The sequence below is a fragment of the Athalassotoga sp. genome, from assembly GCF_049965695.1.
In the GTDB taxonomy this organism is placed as follows: Bacteria; Thermotogota; Thermotogae; order Mesoaciditogales; family Mesoaciditogaceae; genus Athalassotoga.
In genome coordinates this window covers 49,154-70,778 of sequence record NZ_JBMFWB010000007.1, presented here as the reverse complement: position 1 = coordinate 70,778, position 21,625 = coordinate 49,154, and the positions used below count along the sequence as shown (strand labels likewise).

The window sequence follows — 21,625 nt, the reverse complement described above, 5'->3', positions numbered from 1 at the left end:
CGATGTCAAGTTGTGTTTAAATCATTTAATGGTTATTTAAAATGATTTTTGAATAAAAAACATGATTAAATTGTTTATTTAAAAATTTTCAAAGATTATCTACGTATATCATTGTTAATCTGCAAATAACTTTCTTGATTTGAGATTTGAAAAGCATGCGTACTTTAGACATAAATTGTTTTTGCGAGACCATTTGCTTATTTTACACTAATTTTCGATGGTGATATAATACTCTGCTATTTCATCAAAAAGGAGGAGGTATTTTATGAAAAAGTTTTATTTGATTCTTATCGCTTTACTCGTTTTTGGAATGATGGCATTTTCAACGGTCAATGTCATAATTGATGAAGGGCATTCAGACCAGTACGCTCAATCAAAATTGACGGATATGGTCAAAAATCTTGAATCTTCCGGCTACAACATTATATTTTCCACATCTGAAATTACGCCTCAACTTTTAAGCCAAGGGAAGATACTCCTGCTTGCGAATCCCAAATCTCTTTCTGATTCGGAAATAAACGCAATAGTTAACTTTGTGCAGGATGGTGGTGGAATTTTTCTAACTGCCGAATCGAATTACAAAAAAGCAGGTCATTTTGATGTCTTGAACAAATTGCTCGGGTCATTAAATGCGGGATTTGTTTTCAACCCAGACGAAGTCGAAGATGGTTCTTCTAATTACGGAGACGTTTGGGAAGTCAAAATTAGCGATTTCCCACAAACTCCTTTTAACATTGTAAATGGCATAAGCGTTATTAAATTTTACAGTGGATGCTCCCTTGCGGCACCTGGCAATAATCCATTACAGAGCGGAAATGGAGTCTACATCATCGCCCAGACCTCTCCTATGGCAAAACAAGCAGACACGGATTCTCAAACATATTCTTACTGGCAACCACCGTTCCCGGTTGGAGCGGCACAGATCATAGGAAAAGGCAGACTTGTCGGATTTGGAACGGCGATATATTCAAACTACGACTGGACAACGAAAGGATATGATAACGCACAGTTTACCTTGAATATTCTTGCATGGCTTTCTGGAAAGTGAGATGAATCAAAATGGATAAGAGGGTATTTTTCATCTCACTGATCTTTCTTATTTCTTTTGCTCTTTTTATCTTTGGGACGGAGACTTTTAGATTCATCGTTTTCGGTGATAACAGACCTTACAACAATGAAGAGCCTCAGCCAGCCGTATTCAGACAAATAGTTCAGGACGTTGAATGGATACACCCGTCTTTTGTCATCGATACCGGTGATCTTGTCCATGGGTACGATGCAAATACCGAACAGACGTGGCAACAATATATAGATTTTTTGAACGTCACAAAGATTTTTGATATGCCATTTTATACCACCGTCGGCAATCATGATGTGGCAGGAGAAAATGGTCAAACGGATTATGAATTGTTATTACATAGGCCTCTTTACTACTCGTTTAATTATGACACAAGTCATTTCATAGTGCTCGATACAAATGTGAACTCTCCGAATGGGGATTTTACTCAAGCCCAATATGATTAGCTCGTCAAAGATCTTGAATCTGCGACTTCTGCCGACAATATTTTTATCTTCATGCACAAACCGCTTCATGAATATGGTGATCCAACGGATACGGCATGGACAGACAAAGCAATGGCACAAAAAGTGGAAGAATTGTTCAACTCTTACAATCAGAAGTATCACAACATAAGGATAGTGTTCGAAGGGCATGAACATCTTTACTGGAAAGCAGATTTTGATGGAATAACGTACATTATCACAGGAGGAGCAGGTGCGCCACTTTATCAGGCGCCGCAAGATGGGGGATTTTACCATTTTGTACTTGTTACAGTCTATGGTAAACAGGTTTACACGCAGGTGTTTTTCCCGGGATATTTCGATGTCAAATACTATCCTTTGAACACAGGAGCATTTAACAATGTAACAGCCATAATAACAAACCATTTACCAACTATCTACGATGGATTGGTTATCAAAGGTCTCCAATTTGTCATGCCAGATTCTTCATCTTACACAGTTAGCGGAAATATTCCATCCAGGATCTGGAAGACTGTCAAAAATGATAATGACACCGTAACGGTTTATGTCGAAGCAAAATTGGAACTTGGAAGTTACTCCCAAATGACGCAAAATGTTGTAACTGTAAGTGTTGCAAAGTGAAAGGATCAAAGATGATATGTGATGGATATATCTTAATTTACAAACAAAATCCCCGGCTTATTGCCGGGGATTTTCTTATATTATCTTTAGAATGCGCTAACTGAGAAAGAAGATGTAAGTGCAAAGCCTGTGCTCGAGTTGTAGGCAGGATTGAGTGACCATGTTACATTGCCCTTCGTGTTAGGAACATTGCCAGTAAGCGTTACAGAGGCTGACCATACAGATGGGCTGTAAGAGGCGCTAAGGCTTCCGGTCGCTCCCATGACTGTGAAGAGATTATTCGCGGTGAGTCCGAGAGAAGAGAACTGCATATTCGTGAAGGCCACATTGACTTCGTTGTTGCTTCCGAGATCAAACCATGCGGTTACATTGTTTGAACTTGAATATTCCGCACCGAGTTGATTGGATCCCATATTTGCAGCAGCGCCAACTGTGTAAGAAGGCGTGTTGGAAGCATACGTAAGCAAGCCAAAGAGGTTTGCCGGGCCAACTCCGACATTCGCTCCAGCGTAGTAAGTTGCACCGCTAAAATTCCCTAACAATGAGGTCATTCCGCCGTAGAGATGTGCAGGACCAACAGTAGCATCACCAAGTAAACCCACAAGAGACGAAGTAGCACTTAATCCAGTAGTTTCGGCATAAAGATTAAAAGACGAAGAATTATACTTCAATCCTGTAAAGTTGTAAGAGCTTGTATTCCCAAAATTTACTGCTCCTGTTGTATTAACATTGCTTCCACCAAAAACTGTCTCGCCGAAATTTGGACCATTGTAACCTGTCACGAGAGAAAGATTTGTCATCAAAGGAATCGTGAGGTAGAAATCAGAAAGACTCCAAGATGGAGCAAGTGTAGCGCTGAAAGCGTAATCCGTTCCCGCCGCGCTAACGCTCAAAGATGGCGAAACAGACACACATGTGGTCTGGAACGGATAAATATTCCAGTTTACGGAACCGCTTCCGGAGAAACTTAAGGATGCAAATGACGCAACCGCAAATATTGCGATCGCAACTACCGACAAAACTAATACCTTTTTCATGCTTTAAAGCCCCCTTCTAAAAGAATTTTGAAAAAATGAGATAAGCACTTACTTCTGAAATCATCATCGTACACTTTCACTACCACCTCCACTTTTTACCTGATGCTCGCCCGTCAGGAAGGAGTTATATCAAAATCAATAGTTTGGATACCAGTAATCCCAAATGAAATAGAGTAATATTCCAAGTGTAGCCGCACCAACCGCTACTCCGGCAGCGCCTATCCATGTTGCCGTTGTGGCTTTGTTGTTAACAGTGTTTATTTCGCTTTCAAGAGTCGTCTTGGTATTGTTTATTTGGTTTGTGAGTTCTGTTCTGGTGTTGTTCAAATCATTTTTCAAGAAACTTATCTGGTTATCCAAATAGTTTCTTGTGGTGGTAAGTTGAGTTGTAAGCACCTGAATATCGTTTGCCTCTTTTGAACTTAAATCATTCAATTGAGCCGTAAGAGACGCTATGGCAGTTGTGTTCTTCGTAACCTGCTGATTTACAAGATCGATTTTCTTGTAAAGGAAAGTTGCATTGTCGTTTATCATCTGAGTTAATCTGTTAGTCGTCGAAGCAACCTCGGTTTTGAATTCTGCCAAAGAAGTTTGAAGGCCGTTAACTTGCTGCGTTAAACCGGCGATCTCTTTATTCATGTTGGCTATCATCTGATTGTTAACGTTGGCAAGAACAAGTGCCTTGTTAGCCGTTGCAGAAGCCGCTGCCGTTGCCTCTTTGAGTTGTTCAACAACTGTTGTTAAAATGGCAACCTGATTTTCAAGAGTCACCACTATGGAGTTTGTCGAAGTCAAGTTATCTTTAAGCGTGTTAACAACTGTTTGTAACGCTTGAAGATCGCTTGCCTTTGCTAAAGATGGATTTTGCTCGAGGTAATTGATGAGGTTGTAAGCAACCTGAGCCAACGTGTACCTGTCTACCGTTTGTGAACCCTGGAAAAGGCCGTTAATGCCCGTCATGACGTTATCATTGGTTACAACATTCACGGGAGTTGCGTAAACACTTGTAGCAGGCACATCTGTGAAAGTCGTCGCCATAACCAATGAACCCATCAAAATGACAGCAACGATAACTATACTTACGATCAGGGTCTTTCGCATTCTTGACCATCCTCCTTTGCTTTTTTGACACAATTTATATCTCACATCGGGGCAAAACACAATTCCCCGTATTTTAAAAAGACACAATTTTTAAAAATTATACCACTCAAACATAAAGAATTCAAGATCTCAAAATGATTCTGTACATTTTTCTTTTTCCAACCTTAAGAATGTCTCCGTTCTTAAAGTTAGTCATCATCATGACATCCTCCACAGTGTCTTGATTTATTTTAACTCCGTTTTGTGTTATTAATCGCTTTGCCTCACTCGTTGAATCTGCCGCCTTTATGTCTTTCAAAAATTGCGTTAATTTTATGCCGTTAACGGCAACTATTTCTGGAACGTCATCTGGAATTTCTTTTTTTGAAAACGTGGTTACGAACTTATCTTGAGCATTTTCAGCGTCTGCTTCTGAATAAAGCCATTTTACGATTTCAAAGGCAAGACTTTTCTTGAAATCCATAGGATGAAGTTTTGAAGACTCTACATCTTTTTTTGACCTTTCAACGTCCAAATTCGTAAGGAGTTTTGCATATTTGAACATCAAAGAGTCCGGTATTGACATGATCTTACCATACACATCATCGGGCGGATCGGTCAGGCCAATGTAATTTCCGTAACTTTTCGACATTTTCAAAGTTCCATCCGTGCCTTCGATGATTGGCATCGTCAAGACTATTTGGGGAGGTTGTCCGAACTCTTCTTGATATTTTCTTCCAACGAGTAAGTTGAATTTTTGATCCGTCCCGCCCATTTCAACATCGGATTTGACGGCAACAGAATCGTAAGCCTGCGCTATTGGGTAAAGCAATTCAACTATGCTTATCGGCTCTCCCGCCTTGTATCTTTTTTCAAAATCATCTCTTTCAAGCATCCTTGCAACCGTGTACTTCGACGTAAGTCTTATGACATCTTCGAATTTTAAAGGATCAAGCCATTCAGAATTAAACCTCAATTCAGTTTTGCTTCTGTCAAGAATTTTAAAGGCCTGTTCCTGATAACTTATCGCGTTGTATTTTGTCTCTTCGGCAGAAAGCATCGGCCTCGTTTTAGATCTTCCGGATGGATCTCCTATTCGGGCAGTGAAATCTCCTATTATCAAGACAACGGTATGACCCAAATCCTGAAATTGTCTGAGTTTTCTTAAAACAACGGCATGTCCCAAGTGAAGATCAGGTCTTGATGGATCAACGCCAAGTTTAATTCTTAAAGTTCGTCCTGTTTTTAGTCTTTCCAGAAGTTCTCCTTCTTCTATAAGGTCTTCTGTGTTTTCTTTCAAAATTCTGAGTTGATCTTCAGGAGACAATTTAAAATCTCCTTATTTCAAAGTTAAAACGTAAGCCGTTATAACACTCATCACCATGAACGCAACGGCGAGTACGATTGTAACTTTTGCAAGTGTGTCAAGGCCTTTTTCACGTCCAAATACGGTGTACAGCGATCCCGACCCGAAAGCGCCTCCGAGCCCACCATGCTTTGACATCTTCATCATGACAACCCAGATAAGCGCAACCGATATCACAAGATCAATTATCATGACAAAAAGGAAAAGAAAACTCAATTTAATTCCTCCCTTTCATTTATCTACAATTTACTATTATACTCATAAAATGCCAAAAATACAATATCTTATGCCCGACGAACTTTAAATGTGAAATTTCGAGAAAGAATTCTTCCACTTCTATAAGTGGTGGGAGCATGTCACGATATCTTGTATCTTCTTCTTCCCGAAAATATTAGTTCTATGCCATTTTCTTCGAGTTGCTTTTTTACAATTCTGTCTTCTTTAACCCCTCCGGGTTCTATGATGGTTTTTATTCCCGTGCCGATCACATGATTTACAACTTCGATGTCTTTTATAGGCCCATCAAAGGCACATACAGATCCATCCAAATTCATCGATTTTTTTTCGGCCTTTCGTAAAGTTGTTTCAAGCGCGTCAATTTGCTCGGCCTGGCCTGCACTGATCGACATCAACTCGTAATCTCTAAAAATGCAGCAAGCCATTGATCTTGAAAGTGCCGCAACGATGTTGGCAAATTTGTATTGAACATCAAATTCGTCAGAAAGAAACTTCATGTTTGAAAGATCGTCCGGAGTTTGAATAAGAAAATTTCCGTCCATGAATCTGTATTCTTTTTCAACTTCAACAGATGGTATCTCTTTTATCTTTATAAATTTTCGAATTCCTGACTTCGAAAGATCCGGCATTTCTGGAAGCATAACGATATCGAGATCGTTGCCTTTCAAACCTTCTATCAGTTCATCATTGATGAAGTTCGCCGCCAGCACGCCTCTTGATGATTTGAAATCAAAGTGTTTTTTTCTCACGTCAACTATTATCCCATGGTGAACACGAACTGCAAAACTATCATTCAAATATTTCAAAAGCGAAAGCGCAAGATGGATGTCAACGATGTTGTTATAACTCAAACCGGCAAGTGTATCTTCATCGAAAGGATCAAAAAAAGCATTCGTTTTTGCTATCTTCGTCAGATATGCAAGTTGCTGGGGATTTTCTCCGTATCTCAAAGGACTCTTTTCTTCAAGAATAAGCGTCTCAAATTTTTCAGATGCGAAAAGTTCGCTCATTTCTCTGTGAATGGAAGAGTTATACCTCAAAAGTCTGTATAGGGCTTTTAAAGAAAACATCCTTCTGTCCTGAAGTGTAACGTCTCCGCATTCTTCAAGAGATTCTATTATTTTGTCAAAATCATCTGGGTCGATGACGATAACGGAATTTCTGTAATTTTTAACGCACGAATAAACGGCCGCTATTTTCCATGGCTCTATGGAGTTAAGGATGTAACTTTCTTCAAGTTTCTGATTTTCTCCGGGCATTTCGAGTACAACAAGGTCTATACCTTTAAAATCACTCTCGCCGGATTTTTTGATTTCAACGTTAAGATCGAACATATCATCGAAATCTCCGGCAGTGTAAATTTTTATGCCAAACTGAACAAGTTTCTTTTGAAAAGATTCGAACGATCCATCCGTCTTTTCAAAAAAAGCGTAATTTACGTTCAAAAAATCACCCCGTTATCTTTTTATCATGGCTTGGAATTCTTAAAACGCCATAAAAAGCGAATTCTAAATCAAAACCGTTTATTTCTTCTCCGGTTAAATTTTCCAACTTTTCTTTTTTTAAAATACCAACTACGTGCTCTTCACCTTTTTTAAGCAATACAAGACCTTTGCTCGACCTTCCGGGTACGAAAACAACGTAATCTCCTTTAAAAATTCCGAACTCAGGAATATCCACAAGAGATTCAACGGATAACAGTTGTTTCTCGTTGGAAGGAACTGGAATATGAGTTTGCTCCCCGCTTTTAACAATTTTACCACTTTTATCCATCTTTCCTATCAACTCGGCAAAGGTCACGTCAAAAGGGCTCTTTGCCACGACCTTTATGCCGCGCGATGCGTGATCTCTTTTTATGTAACCTTTCTTCTCAATGGCTTCTACATGTACAAGTGCTCCCGTTGGAGAGGAGAAACCGAAATGTTCGGATATCTCCCTTATAGTGGGAGGATATCCCATTTTATCATGAAAATCTTTTATGAATTCGTATATCTCCCTTTGACGTTGCGTCAATTCTTTTATTCCGATCACCTCTTAAAAGGTATGAACGAGAAAACCGCTTCTTAATTTCGGTTCAAACCATGTTGACTTTGGAGGCATTATCATATTTTTATCCGCAACTTCCATAACGCTTTCAACTTCTGTCGGATACATGTAAAAAGCGACTTTGTATGCTTTCGCGTCGACGGCTTTTTTCAAATCTTCAAAACCATTAACTCCTCCAACGAAATCAAGTTTGGGATCTGTCCTTGGATCTTTTATGCCAAGAATGTTGTTTAAAATCCTTTCTTGAAGTATTGAAACATCAAGTGCATTTATCAGATCTGAATCGTCGACATCCATCGCTTTTAGGCTGTACCATTCACCTTCCATGTACATTCCGATCGTGTGTTTGGAAAGTTCAGGAGGTTTGTTGTACGTCTTTTTGATATCAAAACCCGCATCTTTTATCTTTCTTAAAAAATTGGATTCACTGCCGTCGATGCTTTTGACGATCCGATGGTATCCCAGAATTTGAAGTTCATCGTGCGGAAAGATCGTCGCCATGAAGTAATTCCACTCTCCGGTGCCACCCATCTCGGCTGCCACTCTGACGGATGCAGATGCCCTGTGATGGCCGTCGGCTATGTAAAAAGTATCAACATTTTGGAACGCATGGGTTATATCCTGGATGAGAGCGTCGTCTTCAATTCGATAAATGTTATGGGTTGTATCCGGGTTTTCTGTTTTGAAATTGTAAAGATGTTTCCCAAGATCGATCCTCATCAATTTCTTTATCTCTTTTTGCGATCTGTACATCAAGAAGACATGTTCGGTATGAGCGCGGGTTGCTAAAATGTGTTTCATCCTTTCATCTTCTTTTTCTTTCCGTGTCAATTCATGTCTTTTTATGTGTTCGGGGTATGCGCTTGCAGGTACACATGCAACGAGCCCTGTCTGAACATGAGAAAGCATTTTCTGCGAGTAGATGTAAAAAGATGGCTTTTCGTTTTTGATAAATAATTTTTCATCGATGAACCTGTTGAGTTCTTTGGCCGCAATTTCGTAAATGTCTTCGCCACCTTTTGCTATTGAATCTGGTCTTACTATGCGCATGAAAGAATGAGTATCCGCCGAAAATTTTTTTGCCTCTTCCAGATTAACCACATCGTAAGGAGGACAGTTCATCCTTTCTACTTCTGTACTCTTCGCTTCCAACCCACCGAAAGGCTTTACAAGCATAGGAATCTCTTCCTTTCTCTATCCCAATTTTTTCATAACCTCATCGACGTATTTACCAAATTCTATCCTTAACTCTCCTTCACTTCTTGTCAGAAACAACTTTGAAATTCCCGTATCCTGACCTATTTCTTCGATCAAAGGAATTCTTGCCGTTATATCCACACCCGTTTTCTGAGCAAGATCATCGGTACCGTGACCGAAGAGAAAATGTTTTTTGCCACAATACTTGCAAACGTAGTAAGACATATTTTCCCAGATGCCCATTATAGGCACATTCATCTTTTTTAGAAAATTTATAACTTTTTCCACATCGCCCAAGGCCACTTTTTGCGGGGTCGTGACAACTATGGCTCCGTCTATTTTGTTGTTGTAAACGCTCAAAACTTCAAGTGGTTCATCTCCACTGCCGGGTGGAAAATCCATCACCATGTAATCAAGATCTCCCCATTCTGTATCTTTTATGAATTGATCTATCAACTTCGCTTTTAGAGGTCCGCGCCATATGACTGCTTTGTCTTCTCCAACTCCCGACGCGATGGTCATGAATTTAAGACCGCCTATTTCCATCGGAATGAAATGTGTTCCGTCAGTCATGATTTCCGGTTCCACTCCAAGTATTATGTGATCGGTCGGACCATGAATGTCAACATCTATAAGACCAACGTTGTAACCGCTGAGAGCCATTTCAACGGCGATGTTGACAGCGATCGTTGACTTGCCAACGCCACCCTTTCCGCTTGTTACCATCAACGTTTTCATAATAACTCCTCCAATCTTTGGGGTGCAATTTTTGCTATTCCATTCAACGCTTCAATTTTAATCTCAAATGGTTCAGAGACAGATCTCACAAATTCCATTAACTCTTCCAAACCGATATCGCCGGATGAAACAAGTGCCTTCAAAGATTGAATTCTGACGCCAACCGTGTGATCGAAAAGGCCATTTCTTATTCTTTCATCTTTTGTCTTCAATCTTCCAAGCACCTTAAGAGATTTTTCCATCATCTCTTCATCATCATCTTCAAGAGATTCGAGAAGTACTTCTACGTTATTTTTTGATGGATATTCTTCGACGAAAGGCACGACCGACAACTTCAAATTTCTGTCTTTTCCTTCAAGGAATTCTTCTATTATGCCTTCCACATTTTGGCTTTCGACACCCATAAGTACCCTTAAAGCCGTTATTTTCAACGATTTAGAAGGATAATTCACATATTTAATGGCCATTTCTTCAAGTTCTTTACGTTCCCTGCACGTGTTGGAAGCGCTTTTAAGCGCCGATTGAATTGTTTCAGACGGAAGAGAATCATTTAAAATGACCGTTTCCAAACTTTTCCAAACTTCATCGCAAGGAAATTTTCCCATCAGAGAAATTGCAACTGAATTCATCTTTGAATAAGTCGATTCAGCCATTTTTTTGAGAAGTGGCAAAGGGTCTTTGAAATGCATGACAAAAATCTTTAAAGCCGCCGTTCTGATTTCAAAAGGCAATTTTGTATTCTCAATTATTTCGGTAACGATCTTTTCATCAACATTTTCGCCCAAATTCAGCAGCACTTTTATAGATTCAACTTTCACTTTCGGATCTTCATCTTCAAGAAATTTCTTTGCTTTTTGAACACTTTCATCACATTGAACCTTTTCGAGTTGCTTCAAAGATTGAATTTTGACTGCAGAAGATCGATCTTCAAGCAGCAAAGAGAGCAACTTGCATCCGTCTTCGGGTGTCATGTACTGTGAAAGAGTTACAACTTCTTTTCTTATCCTCTCGCTTTTTTTCACCAGATGATCTATTTCTTTAAAAGAAAGTGGATATTCTATAGAAGACAGATATTTTATCGCAGATATAACGGCTGCATCTCCGGTCGATGAAAGTGCTTTTATTGCTTCCTGAACGTGCCACCTGTCTTTTAACCTTTTCAATTCACTTAAAGCAACGGCAACGGTTAAACTGTTGGAAGAATCAAGATCGGCCGATATGGTTTTTATCTGTTCTTCTATCATTTTTTCTTTTAAATTTCTCAAAACCTTTTTAGCATCGTATTTCATTTCTTCTCCTCTACAATTTGCTGGGCAATGGGTTTTTGAAGGTAAAATGGTTTAACACTTACATGATCGTAAATTTTCTCCGATCTGTCAAATGACTTTATGGTGCTTTGAACAAGTGAATATCCCGAAATTAAAGGGGCATCGGTTATATACGAAGAAATACCATCTATTTCTTCTTCGGACACGATCTTCCCGCTTAATTGATAAAGCGCTTCGGTAGGAACCATTTCCGAAGACCAACTGTCCCCATCGAATCTTGACACGTACCACCAATCTTTTCGTGCCTTTCTGATCAGCGTTACCGGATCATTCGACTCGAAACATTCAAAATATTTTAAACCTACTATGGGAATTGAAAGGGAAAAAGATATTGCCTTTGCAACCGCAATCCCACTTCTTAAGCCGGTAAAATTACCCGGCCCTATAACGCAACCAATCAAATTTATATCGGAAATAGATATGCCATTTGATCCTAACAAATTGTCCAAATCTTTGACAAGTGTATCTGATTGCCTTGATTTTGAAAGAGATTGAAGAAATACGACATCATCATTCAATCCAAGCGCAATCGTTAGCCATCTTCCCGATGTATCGAATGCCATGACATTCAAAAAGATCAACTCCTTTTTCATATCTTAGTATATCATACAACAAGAAAACAGGGAAAAGGGATTAAAAAAGCAGCATATAGCAAATGGCATATGGCAAAAACAAAACAGTGACGGGTGACGCGTGATCAGTGAGCAGTAAAAACAAGCACGTGGCTCGTAGCGGGTGGCACGTAGAAAAAACAGTAACGCGTAATCGGTAACGAGTAAGCAGCCAAAGACAAAAGGCGATTCCAGTTCTTCGACTGGAATGACGGACGGCGGCGGAGAGCAAAAATTCAACAGACAATGCAAGTCTATTTACAATGTTGACGGAAGGTAAAACTCAGTGTATAATAAGCATGAATAAGTAATGAAGGCTTAAATTTTTGGAAATGGAGGAGGCGTGATCTGTATGAAGGACAATCTTTTGATCTTAGAGATAGAAAACCACGAATACGGGATCGATTTTTACGATCCGTTTTTCTTTTTACTAAGGGATCTGCTTTACGAAGGTACATGGGAAACATTTGCCGCAGATGTAAGCGTTCACAAAGAGCACATCGAGAGAATTCATAAGTTACAGAGTATTGAGAAGAAAACAGGCAAAATTTCCGGGTCGCTTTTTCTTCCAATCTCCACTCAAGAGATGAAAAGTTATTTCAAAGAATTAAATCTTAACCTTTTCGAACTTAAAAATGCCGTCCCGGACGGTTTATACGAATTGGCCCAGGATGAATCGGAATCGGAAGAACTTGACGAAGCCATAAAATTGATGGATTTCGTTATTGAAACCTGGCCCATGTACGCGAAGGCTTATGAACTCAAAGGAACATTTTTGATAGAGAAAGGTGATCAGGAAGAAGGCATCGCCCTTCTTAAAACCGCCATAGAGATAGATCCGACTCTTGCCGAGGCTTATTCAGAACTGGGTCAGGCTTATTACAACCTTGAAGATTACGAAATGGCAATTGAAGAATGGGAAAAAGAACTTGAATACACTCCTTACGATAAATTTGCGTACTTCATGATAGCGGATGCTTACAGAAAAATGGGAAAAATAGGAAGTGCCATTGACATATTGAAAAGATTTGTGAGTGAGGATAAGAAAACAATTCTTGCACGATACGAATTGATGGATCTTTACAATCAACTCGGAGAATATGACGTGGCAAAAGATTACGAAGATCAGATATTGAAGATGATGCCTTATTACCCCGGAGACATAGAATCATGGGCAAAAGTACTCTTTAAAAATGAAAGATACGATGAAGTCATAAAGGTTGTTGAAGAACATGTTCAAAAATATCCAATAGACTCGCATTTCAAAATACTTCTGGTTGTTCCTTACGCAAAGACCGGACGTTACGATGAAGCCAAAAGGATATTGAACGAATTTAAAAATCAAAAAGACTGGTATTTTTATGGCAAAAAAGAACTTTTTGAGACGAATCTGAGCCCAGAGGAACTTAATCTGTGTGGAATACACTGATATTCAGTGCCATAGGCATCATCTTTGGACTTGTGCTCGGAAGTTTTTACAACGTTTTGATTTACAGAGTTCCAAAGGGAATTTCTTTGGTCAATCCTAAAAGGTCTTTTTGTCCCGTGTGTAATCACCAATTGGCGTGGAAAGACAACATTCCAATTTTGAGTTATCTAATACTCGGTGGAAAATGCAGATATTGTGGATCCAAAATTTCCCCGATATATCCTGTGATTGAAGGAAGTACCGCTGCTTTGTTCCTGCTGGCAGTTTTTCTCACATCAAACATCTGGAACATGCTTGCTTTGTGGATTCTTTTCTCTGGTGGTATAATTGTAACTGCCATAGATCTCCAAACAATGATGATTCCCGATTTTGCGGTTATAATGACGGCAGTTGGCGGGGTTTTGTGGGCAATTGCCAACGGTCAGGTGCTTTTGTCTTTGATAAGCGCAGGTATCGGTTTCGGTATCTTTTTGATCATTCATTTCGTTTCAAAACAGGGAATGGGATTTGGAGATGTTGAATACATTGCGGCTTTAGCCCTTTATCTTGTGCCGTTTTCTCTTGTTTGGGCTATTTTAATAGCATCGATAGCGGCGATAATTTTTGCTTTGCCGATGTTGATAACCCGAAAGGCAAACAGAAAAACGCGTGTTCCATTCGGACCGTTCCTTGCGCTGGGAGTATCGATAGCGATTTTCATACCATGGAGGTAAAGTATGGTCAATTTTGAAGTTGTAAATCTTACCATCCCGGATGAGTCCAACATCATAGTCGGACAAACGCATTTCATAAAGACAATCGAAGATCTGTACGAAGTTATGATGACGGTTTCTCCAAGTTCAAAATTTGGAATAGCATTCAACGAAGCCTCCGGTGTTTGTCTCATACGTCATGATGGTAACGATGAGGAACTTGAAGGAATTGCCATAGAAAATGCGCAACGTATAGGGGCAGGACATATCTTTGTCGTCATCATGCGTGGCATTTATCCGATAAGCGTTATGAACGCGATAAAATCTCTTCAAGAAGTATGCAACGTTTACGCTGCAACCGCGAATCCTCTTCAGGTTGTTGTCGGGATCACGGATCAGGGTCGTGGCGTTATGGGAGTGATAGACGGATTTCCTCCAAAAGGTGTTGAAAGAGATGAAGATATCTCGAAGAGGAAAATGCTTTTAAGGCAGATCATAAAGTACAAAAGGTGAAAAAAGGTGAAAAGATGGAAGTAAGAGTCAGGTTTGCCCCGAGTCCGACGGGCTTTTTGCATGTTGGCGGTGCAAGAACGGCACTTTTCGGCTGGCTATTTGCAAGAAAGGCAAAGGGGAAATTCGTACTCAGAATAGAGGATACGGATACGGAGAGGTCCTCTAAAGAATCGGAAGACAGCATAATTGAAGATTTGAAATGGTGCAAACTCGATTGGGATGAAGGTCCGGATATAGGCGGTCCGTACGGCCCTTACAGACAAACCGAAAGGATCGAGAAAGGCATTTATGACATCTACGTTCGCGAACTTATAGATAACGGCAGTGCCTATTATGCGCTTTATGACGAAGGCAATGCCAAAGAAATCGTTAAAAAGTTCAACTCACATGATGAAGCAAATGATCACAGATTAAACGGAAGAAGCGTAACGGTTAATTTCAAAATACCGGCAGGAAAAACTTATTTTCACGATATAGCAAAGGGTGATATGGAATTCGACAACTCTACTTTTGAAGATATGGTCATAGTCAAATCAAACGGCTTTCCGACTTACAACTTTGCCGTTGTAGTCGATGATCACCTTATGAAAATCTCTTATGTCGTCAGAGGCGAGGATCATCTTACCAACACGCCAAAGCAGATCATGATGTACAAATCTCTGGGATGGGAATTACCTGAATTCATGCATATACCGCTTATTTTAGGACCGGACAGAACACCTCTGAGCAAAAGGCATGGAGCGACATCGGTGAATTATTTCAGGTCTTATGGAATAATCAACGTGGCATTCATAAATTATCTTTCACTGCTTGGCTGGAGCGTTAACGAAGAGGTCTTCAACCCGCTTGAAAAAATCGAAAGTTTCGATCTGTATTCGTTGTCAAACAAACCTGCCGTCTTTGATTACAAAAAGATAGAATGGATAAACGGTCAGCATATGAGAAAGATGAGCGTCGAAGAGTTGATAGACAATTTCAAAGCATGGGCTTCCCTTCAAAATCCAAGTGCACTTAAATGGTTTGATGATTTTGATTATTCAAAAGCAGTTTTTGACATATGCAGGCAAAAAGTAAACACGCTGAAGGTACTTGGAGAATTTGCAAGGCCTTTTTTTGAAGAAATTCCGGCAGACGAAGAGTCAAAAGAGATTTTAAAAGGAGAGGAAGTTGAAAAATTTCTTTTGAGTTTCAAAGATAAAATCCAATCTCTTGACGATTGGTCTGCGGAAAATGTGGAAAAACTTCTTCGCGATATATCGCTGAATAATTTATCTCGTAAGGAGTTATTCCAAATTTTAAGGATCGCACTTTTGGGTCAAAAGGTAACCCCTGGGTTGTTCGAGTCTATTTACGTACTTGGAAAGAAAAGAGTTGTCGAAAGAATTGAAAAAATTTGACTCCATTTACAATGTAAACTACGATGGAATCGAAAAATCAAATGAAACACTCGTGGGTCTTGATGACGAGCAACGCGTGGCCGTCTTGGATGAAGGAGGGTTTTCTATCGTCATCGCGGGGCCCGGCTCTGGAAAAACGAAGGTTATAACCCACAAGATAGCCTATTTGATATCAAAAGGAGTTGATCCCAAACGCGTTTTGCTTGTAACCTTCACGAAGGCTGCCGCAAATGAGATGATTCACAGGGCACAGCAGGTGTCCAAAGATCCTCTTAGCGGTATGATGGCAGGCACGTTTCATCACGTTTGCAATCATCTTTTGAGAAAATATGCGACGGAACTTAAACTTGATCCAAATTTTTCTATTTTAGACGAAGAAGACAGTTTGACGATCGTCAAACATGCCATAAACGAATATGTCGAAAGAAACGAGAAGTTTCCATCTCCTTCAGTTGTCTTGAAGATAATCTCGATGGCCGCGAACACTCAAAGATCGATCGAAAAAACGATCGATGAGGATTTTACCTATTTCTATGCCTTCGCGGACAGAATAAACAAGATAAAAGACAAATATGAAGCACTCAAGGTCGAGCAGTCATCTTTGGACTACGATGATTTACTCGTATACGCCAATGACCTTCTCGATATACAGTCTGTCAGAAAAAGAGAAGCATCGAATTACCTATGGGTACTTGTCGATGAATTTCAGGACACAAACAAAATACAATACGAAATAATCAAAAAACTCTCTTCCGTTAACGGTAACCTTATGGTTGTGGGAGACGACGCGCAGAGTATTTATTCTTTCAGAGGTGCCAGATACGAAAATATAATCGAAATGTCAAAAGAAAAAGACGTGAAAGTCTACAAAATCCAAACCAATTACAGAAGCACGCCTGAAATAGTCAATCTTGTCAACGCCATGATACCCAACAACATCTTTTCAAAAACCTTAAAGCCGGTGAAGGCGAATTTTGAAAGGCCTGTCGTCGTGAGCACATGGGATTCTCTTGAAGAATCTGCTTTCGTTTCCAAAAAGATAAATGAATTGGTGAACGCCGGCATATCTCCCTTTCAGATCGCCGTCCTTTACAGAAATCACAGTCAATCGATGGATCTCCAAATGGAACTTTCAAAATCGAAGATACCTTTTACGGTCCGATCCGGTGTTAAATTCACAGATTCGAAGCACGTCAAAGATGCACTTTCGTTTTTGAGAGTGCTTGTCAATCCAAAAGATTCGTTGTCATGGATGAGAATCTTTCAACTTTTTTACGGCATCGGAAAGAAAAGCGTGGAAAAGGTGGTATCAGATGAAGAGTTTAAAAAAGATCCCATCGATTTCGTAAAACACATATCGCGTTTCGGTGATAAATATGAAAAAATAGAGGAGATATTCAAAAAAGTTTCACCGGACGATAAACCTAACGATGTGCTGAATCATGTTTTCGAAAATTTTTACTCCGATTACATAGCATTTACGTTTGAAGACAGAATCGAAAGGCAAATGGACATAAAAAGAGTCATCGAAATAGCCGGCAGATACAACGATATAAATGACTTCCTTACTGATCTCGCGATAACGGAACAGATAGATATAGATAGAAAAGAGAGAGACAAAGAAGAAAGCGTTACGCTTACGACGATTCACAGGGCAAAAGGACTTGAATGGGATGTTGTCTTTATCATCTCCGTCAATCCCGGCGATTTTCCTTCTTCTTTTGCCATAACTGAGGGTAAAATAGATGAAGAGGAACGTGTTTTCTACGTGGCCATAACGAGGGCAAAGAAATATCTTTTCATATGCAGACAGATGTCCGGATCGAGGACGCCTTATTATGGTAATAGAATTGAGATAAATGGCAACAAGCACGATTTTGTGGAAAAGATTCCCCCAGCGCTTTACGATCACTGGAAGATAAATTGAATTAAGGGGGCGGTAACGTGGCAACCGTCAGAATAAAAGATCGGCCTGAAAACAGAGATATGCTTGCAAAGTTTTCTTACTGCGGTGCTCTTCCAAAATTTGAAGGGTTCAAATTTTGTGACGGGTATATAGAATTATCATTTGAAGATCTTGAAAACCGTCCGGCCCACATAACGGAAAAAGCATTTCTCCAGTTTTTTAAGGACGTTTACGAATGTGCCACCAAAGGTATTTCAATAGGTCCGGTCGAACAAGAAAATGTTTTTATCAACAAAGATAGGATCATCGTCATTCCTTCTTTCAAAGAAGAATTGAACATCGTAAACGGAAGAATAGAGAATCCATCATCTTTCTTCACGACAATCAGAACATTTTCGCAGGAGTTCAAAAGTGCCTCTCCATTTCTCATGAAAGTTTTCAAAGAAGGCATACCTGCAATCCTCGATATCATGAAAAATCTGAAATTGGACGTGCCGTCAACTCCCATTTTTTTACCGTCAATCGGCGTTTGGAGACACGGACCGCTTCTTGAAAAGGTGCAATCCGAAAAAGGATTTGTCCAAGTTCCGATATCAGATGGAGGTATTTTTTCGAAATTCTTGAATGGCCGGGTTTTTTCGTCTATCAATGAAATAATCGATCATCTGAAAGAAAATTCCAAAATTCAAGGACTGAATCTTGAATCTGTTGATCCGAGTGCCCTTGCGTTTTTTTTCAAAACCGACGAAAATACAACTTACATCTTCAATTGTGGCGATTCAGTTGAGATGGTGACCTTTGTCAAAGCATTCGTTAAATTCAAAAAAAGTTTGAATGTAATAGCAATTCACGATCCGATCTTCGATTTTGAAGACGGGAAAAAGATAGAATTTCCGGTTATATCCCCAAAAGAACTTGATTGGTTCTTCAACACTTTTTTCACTTCTGATTTCGTTTTTGAGGGCGACGCAAAATCACTTTTTGAGATTTCAAAGGGCGAAAATTTTACCATATCGAAGTTCGTCAGAGAAGGCAAATGGAAGTTTGAAAACGATAAATGGCATGTGGCACCGAAAATCCCGGCAAAGCCCTCACCTGCTTTTTATCTTTTAAAAGCACACGCACTTATGGAAACAGGCGAAAAACCATATTTGGGTCTTGAGTTTATCAACACGTCTTCGAAAATAGCCGACAGAAACGTTGAATCATTCGAATCCGCAAGGGCCTTTTTTCATAAGGTGCTCGGCGATTACGATTTCATGGTGAACGATCTCAAAAGGGCTGACGCACTCGGAAGAAGAGCCTTTAGAAACGCTTACTTTGGAATCGTCATGGCGATGAACGGCTTCGATCCGGTTTTATCCGAAGAATCAACATCATCATTCATCGAAGTATGCAGAAAATACGTACAATTCGTTAAAAACGGCGAAAATTACGATAAGATATACGATCAGGTGCTCAGGCCTCTTGAAAATTTTAAAGAAAAGATGGCAAGAAGAGTCGAGGTTATGGCAAGAAATTACTTGGGAATTTTGCACCTCGAAAAAAATGAAAATGAAGAAGCCATAGATGAACTTGAAACCGCGCTTTCAATGGCACGCGAAGAGAATTTCAAGGATCTCGTTCCGTTGGTTGAGATGAACATAGGATATGCACTTTCAAACATGTCTCCACATGCTTCACAAGAAAGGCTTAATGCCGCTCTTAAAACAACCATCGAAGAAGGCCTTTGGAAGACCTTTCAAATCATCAACCTTGCAATGGCCCAGAATTTCGTGGAGATGGGAAATTTCAGCAAGGCACGTGAAAATCTTGATCTGGTAGAATCTTTGCAGGTAGATTTCGAGTCAGAAGTTGAACTGCTGAGATCAAGGATAACGGTCGAAGATCTCACGCTCAACATTTCAAATTCAAAGGCTAACGACGAGATGACAATGCTGAAATTCATAAAAGCACTTTACATGGACGATGAAAAAAGCGCGCTTGAATTTTTGAAAATGACAAAATCTAATGATAGCGAGTATTTAAAAGCCGTTGCCAGCGATCCTTTGAAAATCGTCGAGACGATAACACTCCCGCAGAATCCTTTTGCCATATATTTTCTTTCAAAATTGAAATCCATGCGAGTCCTGAAGATGATGAAAAAATATGGAGAAAAACTTTACAGAGACGGCTTTCTCACAAATGCCATATTTTACGAAGAGCAACTTGCGAAAATTTACAAACTGTTCGGATGGCAAAAAAGCGCCGATCTTCACCTTGAAATTGCCTCAAACATGGCTCAAAATTTAGGCCTTAGGAATCGTGCAAATGAGATAAGAAAACGTTTAAAAGATCCAGAAGGAATTCTTGAATTTCTCAATATTTCCAATTCATGCCTTTATTCGATAAATCTTGAGTCAACAGGCGAGGTAATCGAATCTCTTGCAATTGAGGTATCGAAGCACGTCGAGAGCAAAGTACTTTGCAGAATATCCGGAATAGAAGAAATAGGTTACGTTTGTGGCAAAGATGGCATATCTTATCAAACAGACGAAAGTGTGAAAATTGATTCGTGGATCACCGACGATGAAAAATTCGTTTATGATTTTTCAATACGGGGAGGGAAGGTTTTCATTCAGATCGACAAAGCAAAGATCGATATGGATAAAATCATAGCAGTTTTGGATACTCTTGTTCCAATATACAAGTTAAAACTTGAAAAAGTTATCGCATCTAAAATATCCGATCTCGATCAACTTACAAACCTCTACACGCGTCGTTACATATTCGAAAGGTTGTACGAGGAAGTTGAAAGATCAAGAAGGTATAAAGAATTTTTGAGCGTTGCGATGATCGACATCGATGATTTCAAAAGAATCAATGACACATACGGTCATGATGTCGGTGACGAAGTTCTGAGGAAAGTTGCCGAAACCCTTAGGTCGAGCACAAGAAAGATAGACGTAATCGGCAGATACGGCGGAGAAGAATTTCTGGCAATTTTCCCGCATACTCCTCTTGATCAGTCTATAAAAAGTGCGCAAAGAATGCTAAAAAATGTAAGAGAAAACTTCAAATGGATGAAACTCACGCTGTCTCTCGGCGTTGCCGAAATGACGCCCGAGTGCAACAACGTAGAGCAACTTGTAAAGTGCGCCGATATAGCGCTTTACCGTGCGAAGTTGGCAGGTAAAAACAGAATTGTAAAATACAACGAATCGGAGGTATAAACATGCATTTGGTTGTCAATCACCCTTTGATACTTCACAAATTGACCATTTTACGTGATAAATCCACAGGACCGAAGGAATTCAGAGAACTCATAAAAGAAATAGCCACGCTTATGACTTACGAGGCAATGCGTCATCTTACACTCAAAAAAAAGATAGTTCAAACACCGCTTGAAGAGTGCGAAGGATACGAGATAAACGACAAAAATATAGTGGTTGTTCCCATATTAAGGGCCGGTCTTGGCATGTTAGACGGAGTACTTCAACTCGTTCCAAATGCTTCCGTTGGTTACGCCGGTATGTACAGAGATCCCGAAACGAAAATGCCTATTGAATATTACGCAAAATTTCCAGCGTTTTTTGACGACACGGAAGTTTTCATACTCGATCCCATGCTCGCAACTGGAAATTCAGCGGTTAAAGCCATAGAACTTGTAAAAGAAAGGAATGGAAAACATATCACCCTACTTTCTATAGTCTCAGCTCCGGAAGGTTTAAAAGTTGTGGAATCAAAACATGATGACGTTAAAATTTTGACCTGTTCCGTTGACAGAGAATTGAACGATCACGCTTACATCTTGCCAGGTCTTGGGGATGCCGGGGATAGACTTTACAGAACGAAATGAATTTGTGATATAATCTTCTACTTATTCAAAATTTTGTGAAGGTGGAG

20 protein-coding genes are annotated in these 21,625 nt (G+C 39.7%); 10 read left to right on the top strand and 10 right to left on the bottom strand.

The window, feature by feature from the left end; genetic code table 11:
* The first annotated feature begins 265 nt into the window (after positions 1–265).
* From ACP5NR_RS03550 to ACP5NR_RS03540, 3 genes are read left to right on the top strand one after another with little or no spacing between them, the layout of a single operon-like run.
* On the top strand, positions 266–1,048 hold the full coding sequence (locus ACP5NR_RS03550; RefSeq protein ID WP_428005984.1) for a DUF4350 domain-containing protein: 783 nt from the start codon (positions 266–268) through the stop codon (positions 1,046–1,048).
* Between the two features lie 11 nt (positions 1,049–1,059).
* Positions 1,060–1,524 (top strand): metallophosphoesterase family protein, encoded by a 465-nt coding sequence (locus ACP5NR_RS03545; RefSeq protein WP_428005983.1) that lies wholly within the window; start codon positions 1,060–1,062, stop codon positions 1,522–1,524.
* 51 nt (positions 1,525–1,575) lie between these two features.
* On the top strand, positions 1,576–2,163 hold the full coding sequence (locus ACP5NR_RS03540) for a metallophosphoesterase family protein (protein WP_428005982.1): 588 nt from the start codon (positions 1,576–1,578) through the stop codon (positions 2,161–2,163).
* Between the two features lie 86 nt (positions 2,164–2,249).
* Here ACP5NR_RS03540 and ACP5NR_RS03535 read toward each other — a convergent pair whose 3' ends face one another.
* The 10 genes from ACP5NR_RS03535 to tsaB all read right to left on the bottom strand — a co-directional run bounded on the left by ACP5NR_RS03535 (position 2,250) and on the right by tsaB (position 11,785).
* Positions 2,250–3,200, bottom strand: coding sequence for a hypothetical protein (locus ACP5NR_RS03535; protein WP_428005981.1), 951 nt, complete (start codon positions 3,198–3,200; stop codon positions 2,250–2,252).
* Positions 3,201–3,335: 135 nt separating this feature from the next.
* Complete coding sequence (locus ACP5NR_RS03530) at positions 3,336–4,301, bottom strand: hypothetical protein (protein ID WP_428005980.1); 966 nt, start codon at positions 4,299–4,301, stop codon at positions 3,336–3,338.
* Between the two features lie 121 nt (positions 4,302–4,422).
* Positions 4,423–5,607, bottom strand: a complete 1,185-nt coding sequence (tyrS, locus tag ACP5NR_RS03525) for a tyrosine--tRNA ligase (RefSeq protein ID WP_428005979.1) — start codon at positions 5,605–5,607, stop codon at positions 4,423–4,425.
* Positions 5,608–5,619: 12 nt separating this feature from the next.
* Complete coding sequence (gene secG, locus ACP5NR_RS03520; RefSeq protein WP_428005262.1) at positions 5,620–5,862, bottom strand: preprotein translocase subunit SecG; 243 nt, start codon at positions 5,860–5,862, stop codon at positions 5,620–5,622.
* A 140-nt stretch (positions 5,863–6,002) separates the two neighbouring features.
* The gene (locus ACP5NR_RS03515) at positions 6,003–7,328 is read right to left on the bottom strand and encodes a hypothetical protein (protein WP_428005263.1); all 1,326 of its coding nucleotides are present in this window, start codon (positions 7,326–7,328) and stop codon (positions 6,003–6,005) included.
* Positions 7,329–7,332: 4 nt separating this feature from the next.
* Positions 7,333–7,896 (bottom strand): hypothetical protein, encoded by a 564-nt coding sequence (locus ACP5NR_RS03510; protein WP_428005978.1) that lies wholly within the window; start codon positions 7,894–7,896, stop codon positions 7,333–7,335.
* A gap of 21 nt (positions 7,897–7,917) precedes the next feature.
* On the bottom strand, positions 7,918–9,105 hold the full coding sequence (locus ACP5NR_RS03505; RefSeq protein WP_428005265.1) for a DUF1015 domain-containing protein: 1,188 nt from the start codon (positions 9,103–9,105) through the stop codon (positions 7,918–7,920).
* An 18-nt stretch (positions 9,106–9,123) separates the two neighbouring features.
* Complete coding sequence (locus ACP5NR_RS03500; RefSeq protein WP_428005266.1) at positions 9,124–9,864, bottom strand: P-loop NTPase; 741 nt, start codon at positions 9,862–9,864, stop codon at positions 9,124–9,126.
* Positions 9,861–11,153 carry a hypothetical protein gene (locus tag ACP5NR_RS03495; RefSeq protein WP_428005267.1) on the bottom strand — a complete coding sequence of 431 codons (1,293 nt, stop codon included), beginning with the start codon at positions 11,151–11,153 and terminating at the stop codon, positions 9,861–9,863. Before ACP5NR_RS03495 ends, ACP5NR_RS03500 begins: the two co-directional genes overlap by 4 nt.
* A complete protein-coding gene (tsaB, locus tag ACP5NR_RS03490) occupies positions 11,150–11,785 on the bottom strand; it encodes a tRNA (adenosine(37)-N6)-threonylcarbamoyltransferase complex dimerization subunit type 1 TsaB (RefSeq protein WP_428005268.1) in 636 nt (211 codons plus the stop codon). The genes ACP5NR_RS03495 and tsaB overlap by 4 nt, the downstream gene beginning before the upstream one ends.
* 370 nt (positions 11,786–12,155) lie before the next feature.
* On the opposite strand from tsaB, the gene ACP5NR_RS03485 reads away from it, so the two are divergent.
* The 7 genes from ACP5NR_RS03485 to upp are packed head-to-tail and all read left to right on the top strand — an operon-like array spanning position 12,156 to position 21,578.
* Entirely contained in the window at positions 12,156–13,232 is a 1,077-nt protein-coding gene (locus ACP5NR_RS03485; RefSeq protein WP_428005269.1) for a tetratricopeptide repeat protein, read from the top strand.
* Entirely contained in the window at positions 13,217–13,945 is a 729-nt protein-coding gene (locus tag ACP5NR_RS03480) for a prepilin peptidase (protein ID WP_428005977.1), read from the top strand. The genes ACP5NR_RS03485 and ACP5NR_RS03480 overlap by 16 nt, the downstream gene beginning before the upstream one ends.
* 3 nt (positions 13,946–13,948) lie before the next feature.
* Positions 13,949–14,437: an adenosine-specific kinase gene (locus ACP5NR_RS03475; RefSeq protein WP_428005271.1), complete on the top strand. Its 489-nt coding sequence runs from the start codon at positions 13,949–13,951 to the stop codon at positions 14,435–14,437.
* A 14-nt stretch (positions 14,438–14,451) separates the two neighbouring features.
* A complete protein-coding gene (gene gltX / locus ACP5NR_RS03470; protein WP_428005276.1) occupies positions 14,452–15,834 on the top strand; it encodes a glutamate--tRNA ligase in 1,383 nt (460 codons plus the stop codon).
* The gene (locus ACP5NR_RS03465) at positions 15,809–17,761 is read left to right on the top strand and encodes an ATP-dependent helicase (protein ID WP_428005976.1); all 1,953 of its coding nucleotides are present in this window, start codon (positions 15,809–15,811) and stop codon (positions 17,759–17,761) included. Before gltX ends, ACP5NR_RS03465 begins: the two co-directional genes overlap by 26 nt.
* A 17-nt stretch (positions 17,762–17,778) precedes the next feature.
* The gene (locus ACP5NR_RS03460; protein WP_428005273.1) at positions 17,779–20,952 is read left to right on the top strand and encodes a diguanylate cyclase; all 3,174 of its coding nucleotides are present in this window, start codon (positions 17,779–17,781) and stop codon (positions 20,950–20,952) included.
* A gap of 2 nt (positions 20,953–20,954) precedes the next feature.
* Positions 20,955–21,578, top strand: a complete 624-nt coding sequence (gene upp, locus ACP5NR_RS03455; protein ID WP_428005274.1) for a uracil phosphoribosyltransferase — start codon at positions 20,955–20,957, stop codon at positions 21,576–21,578.
* Positions 21,579–21,625: the final 47 nt, after the last annotated feature.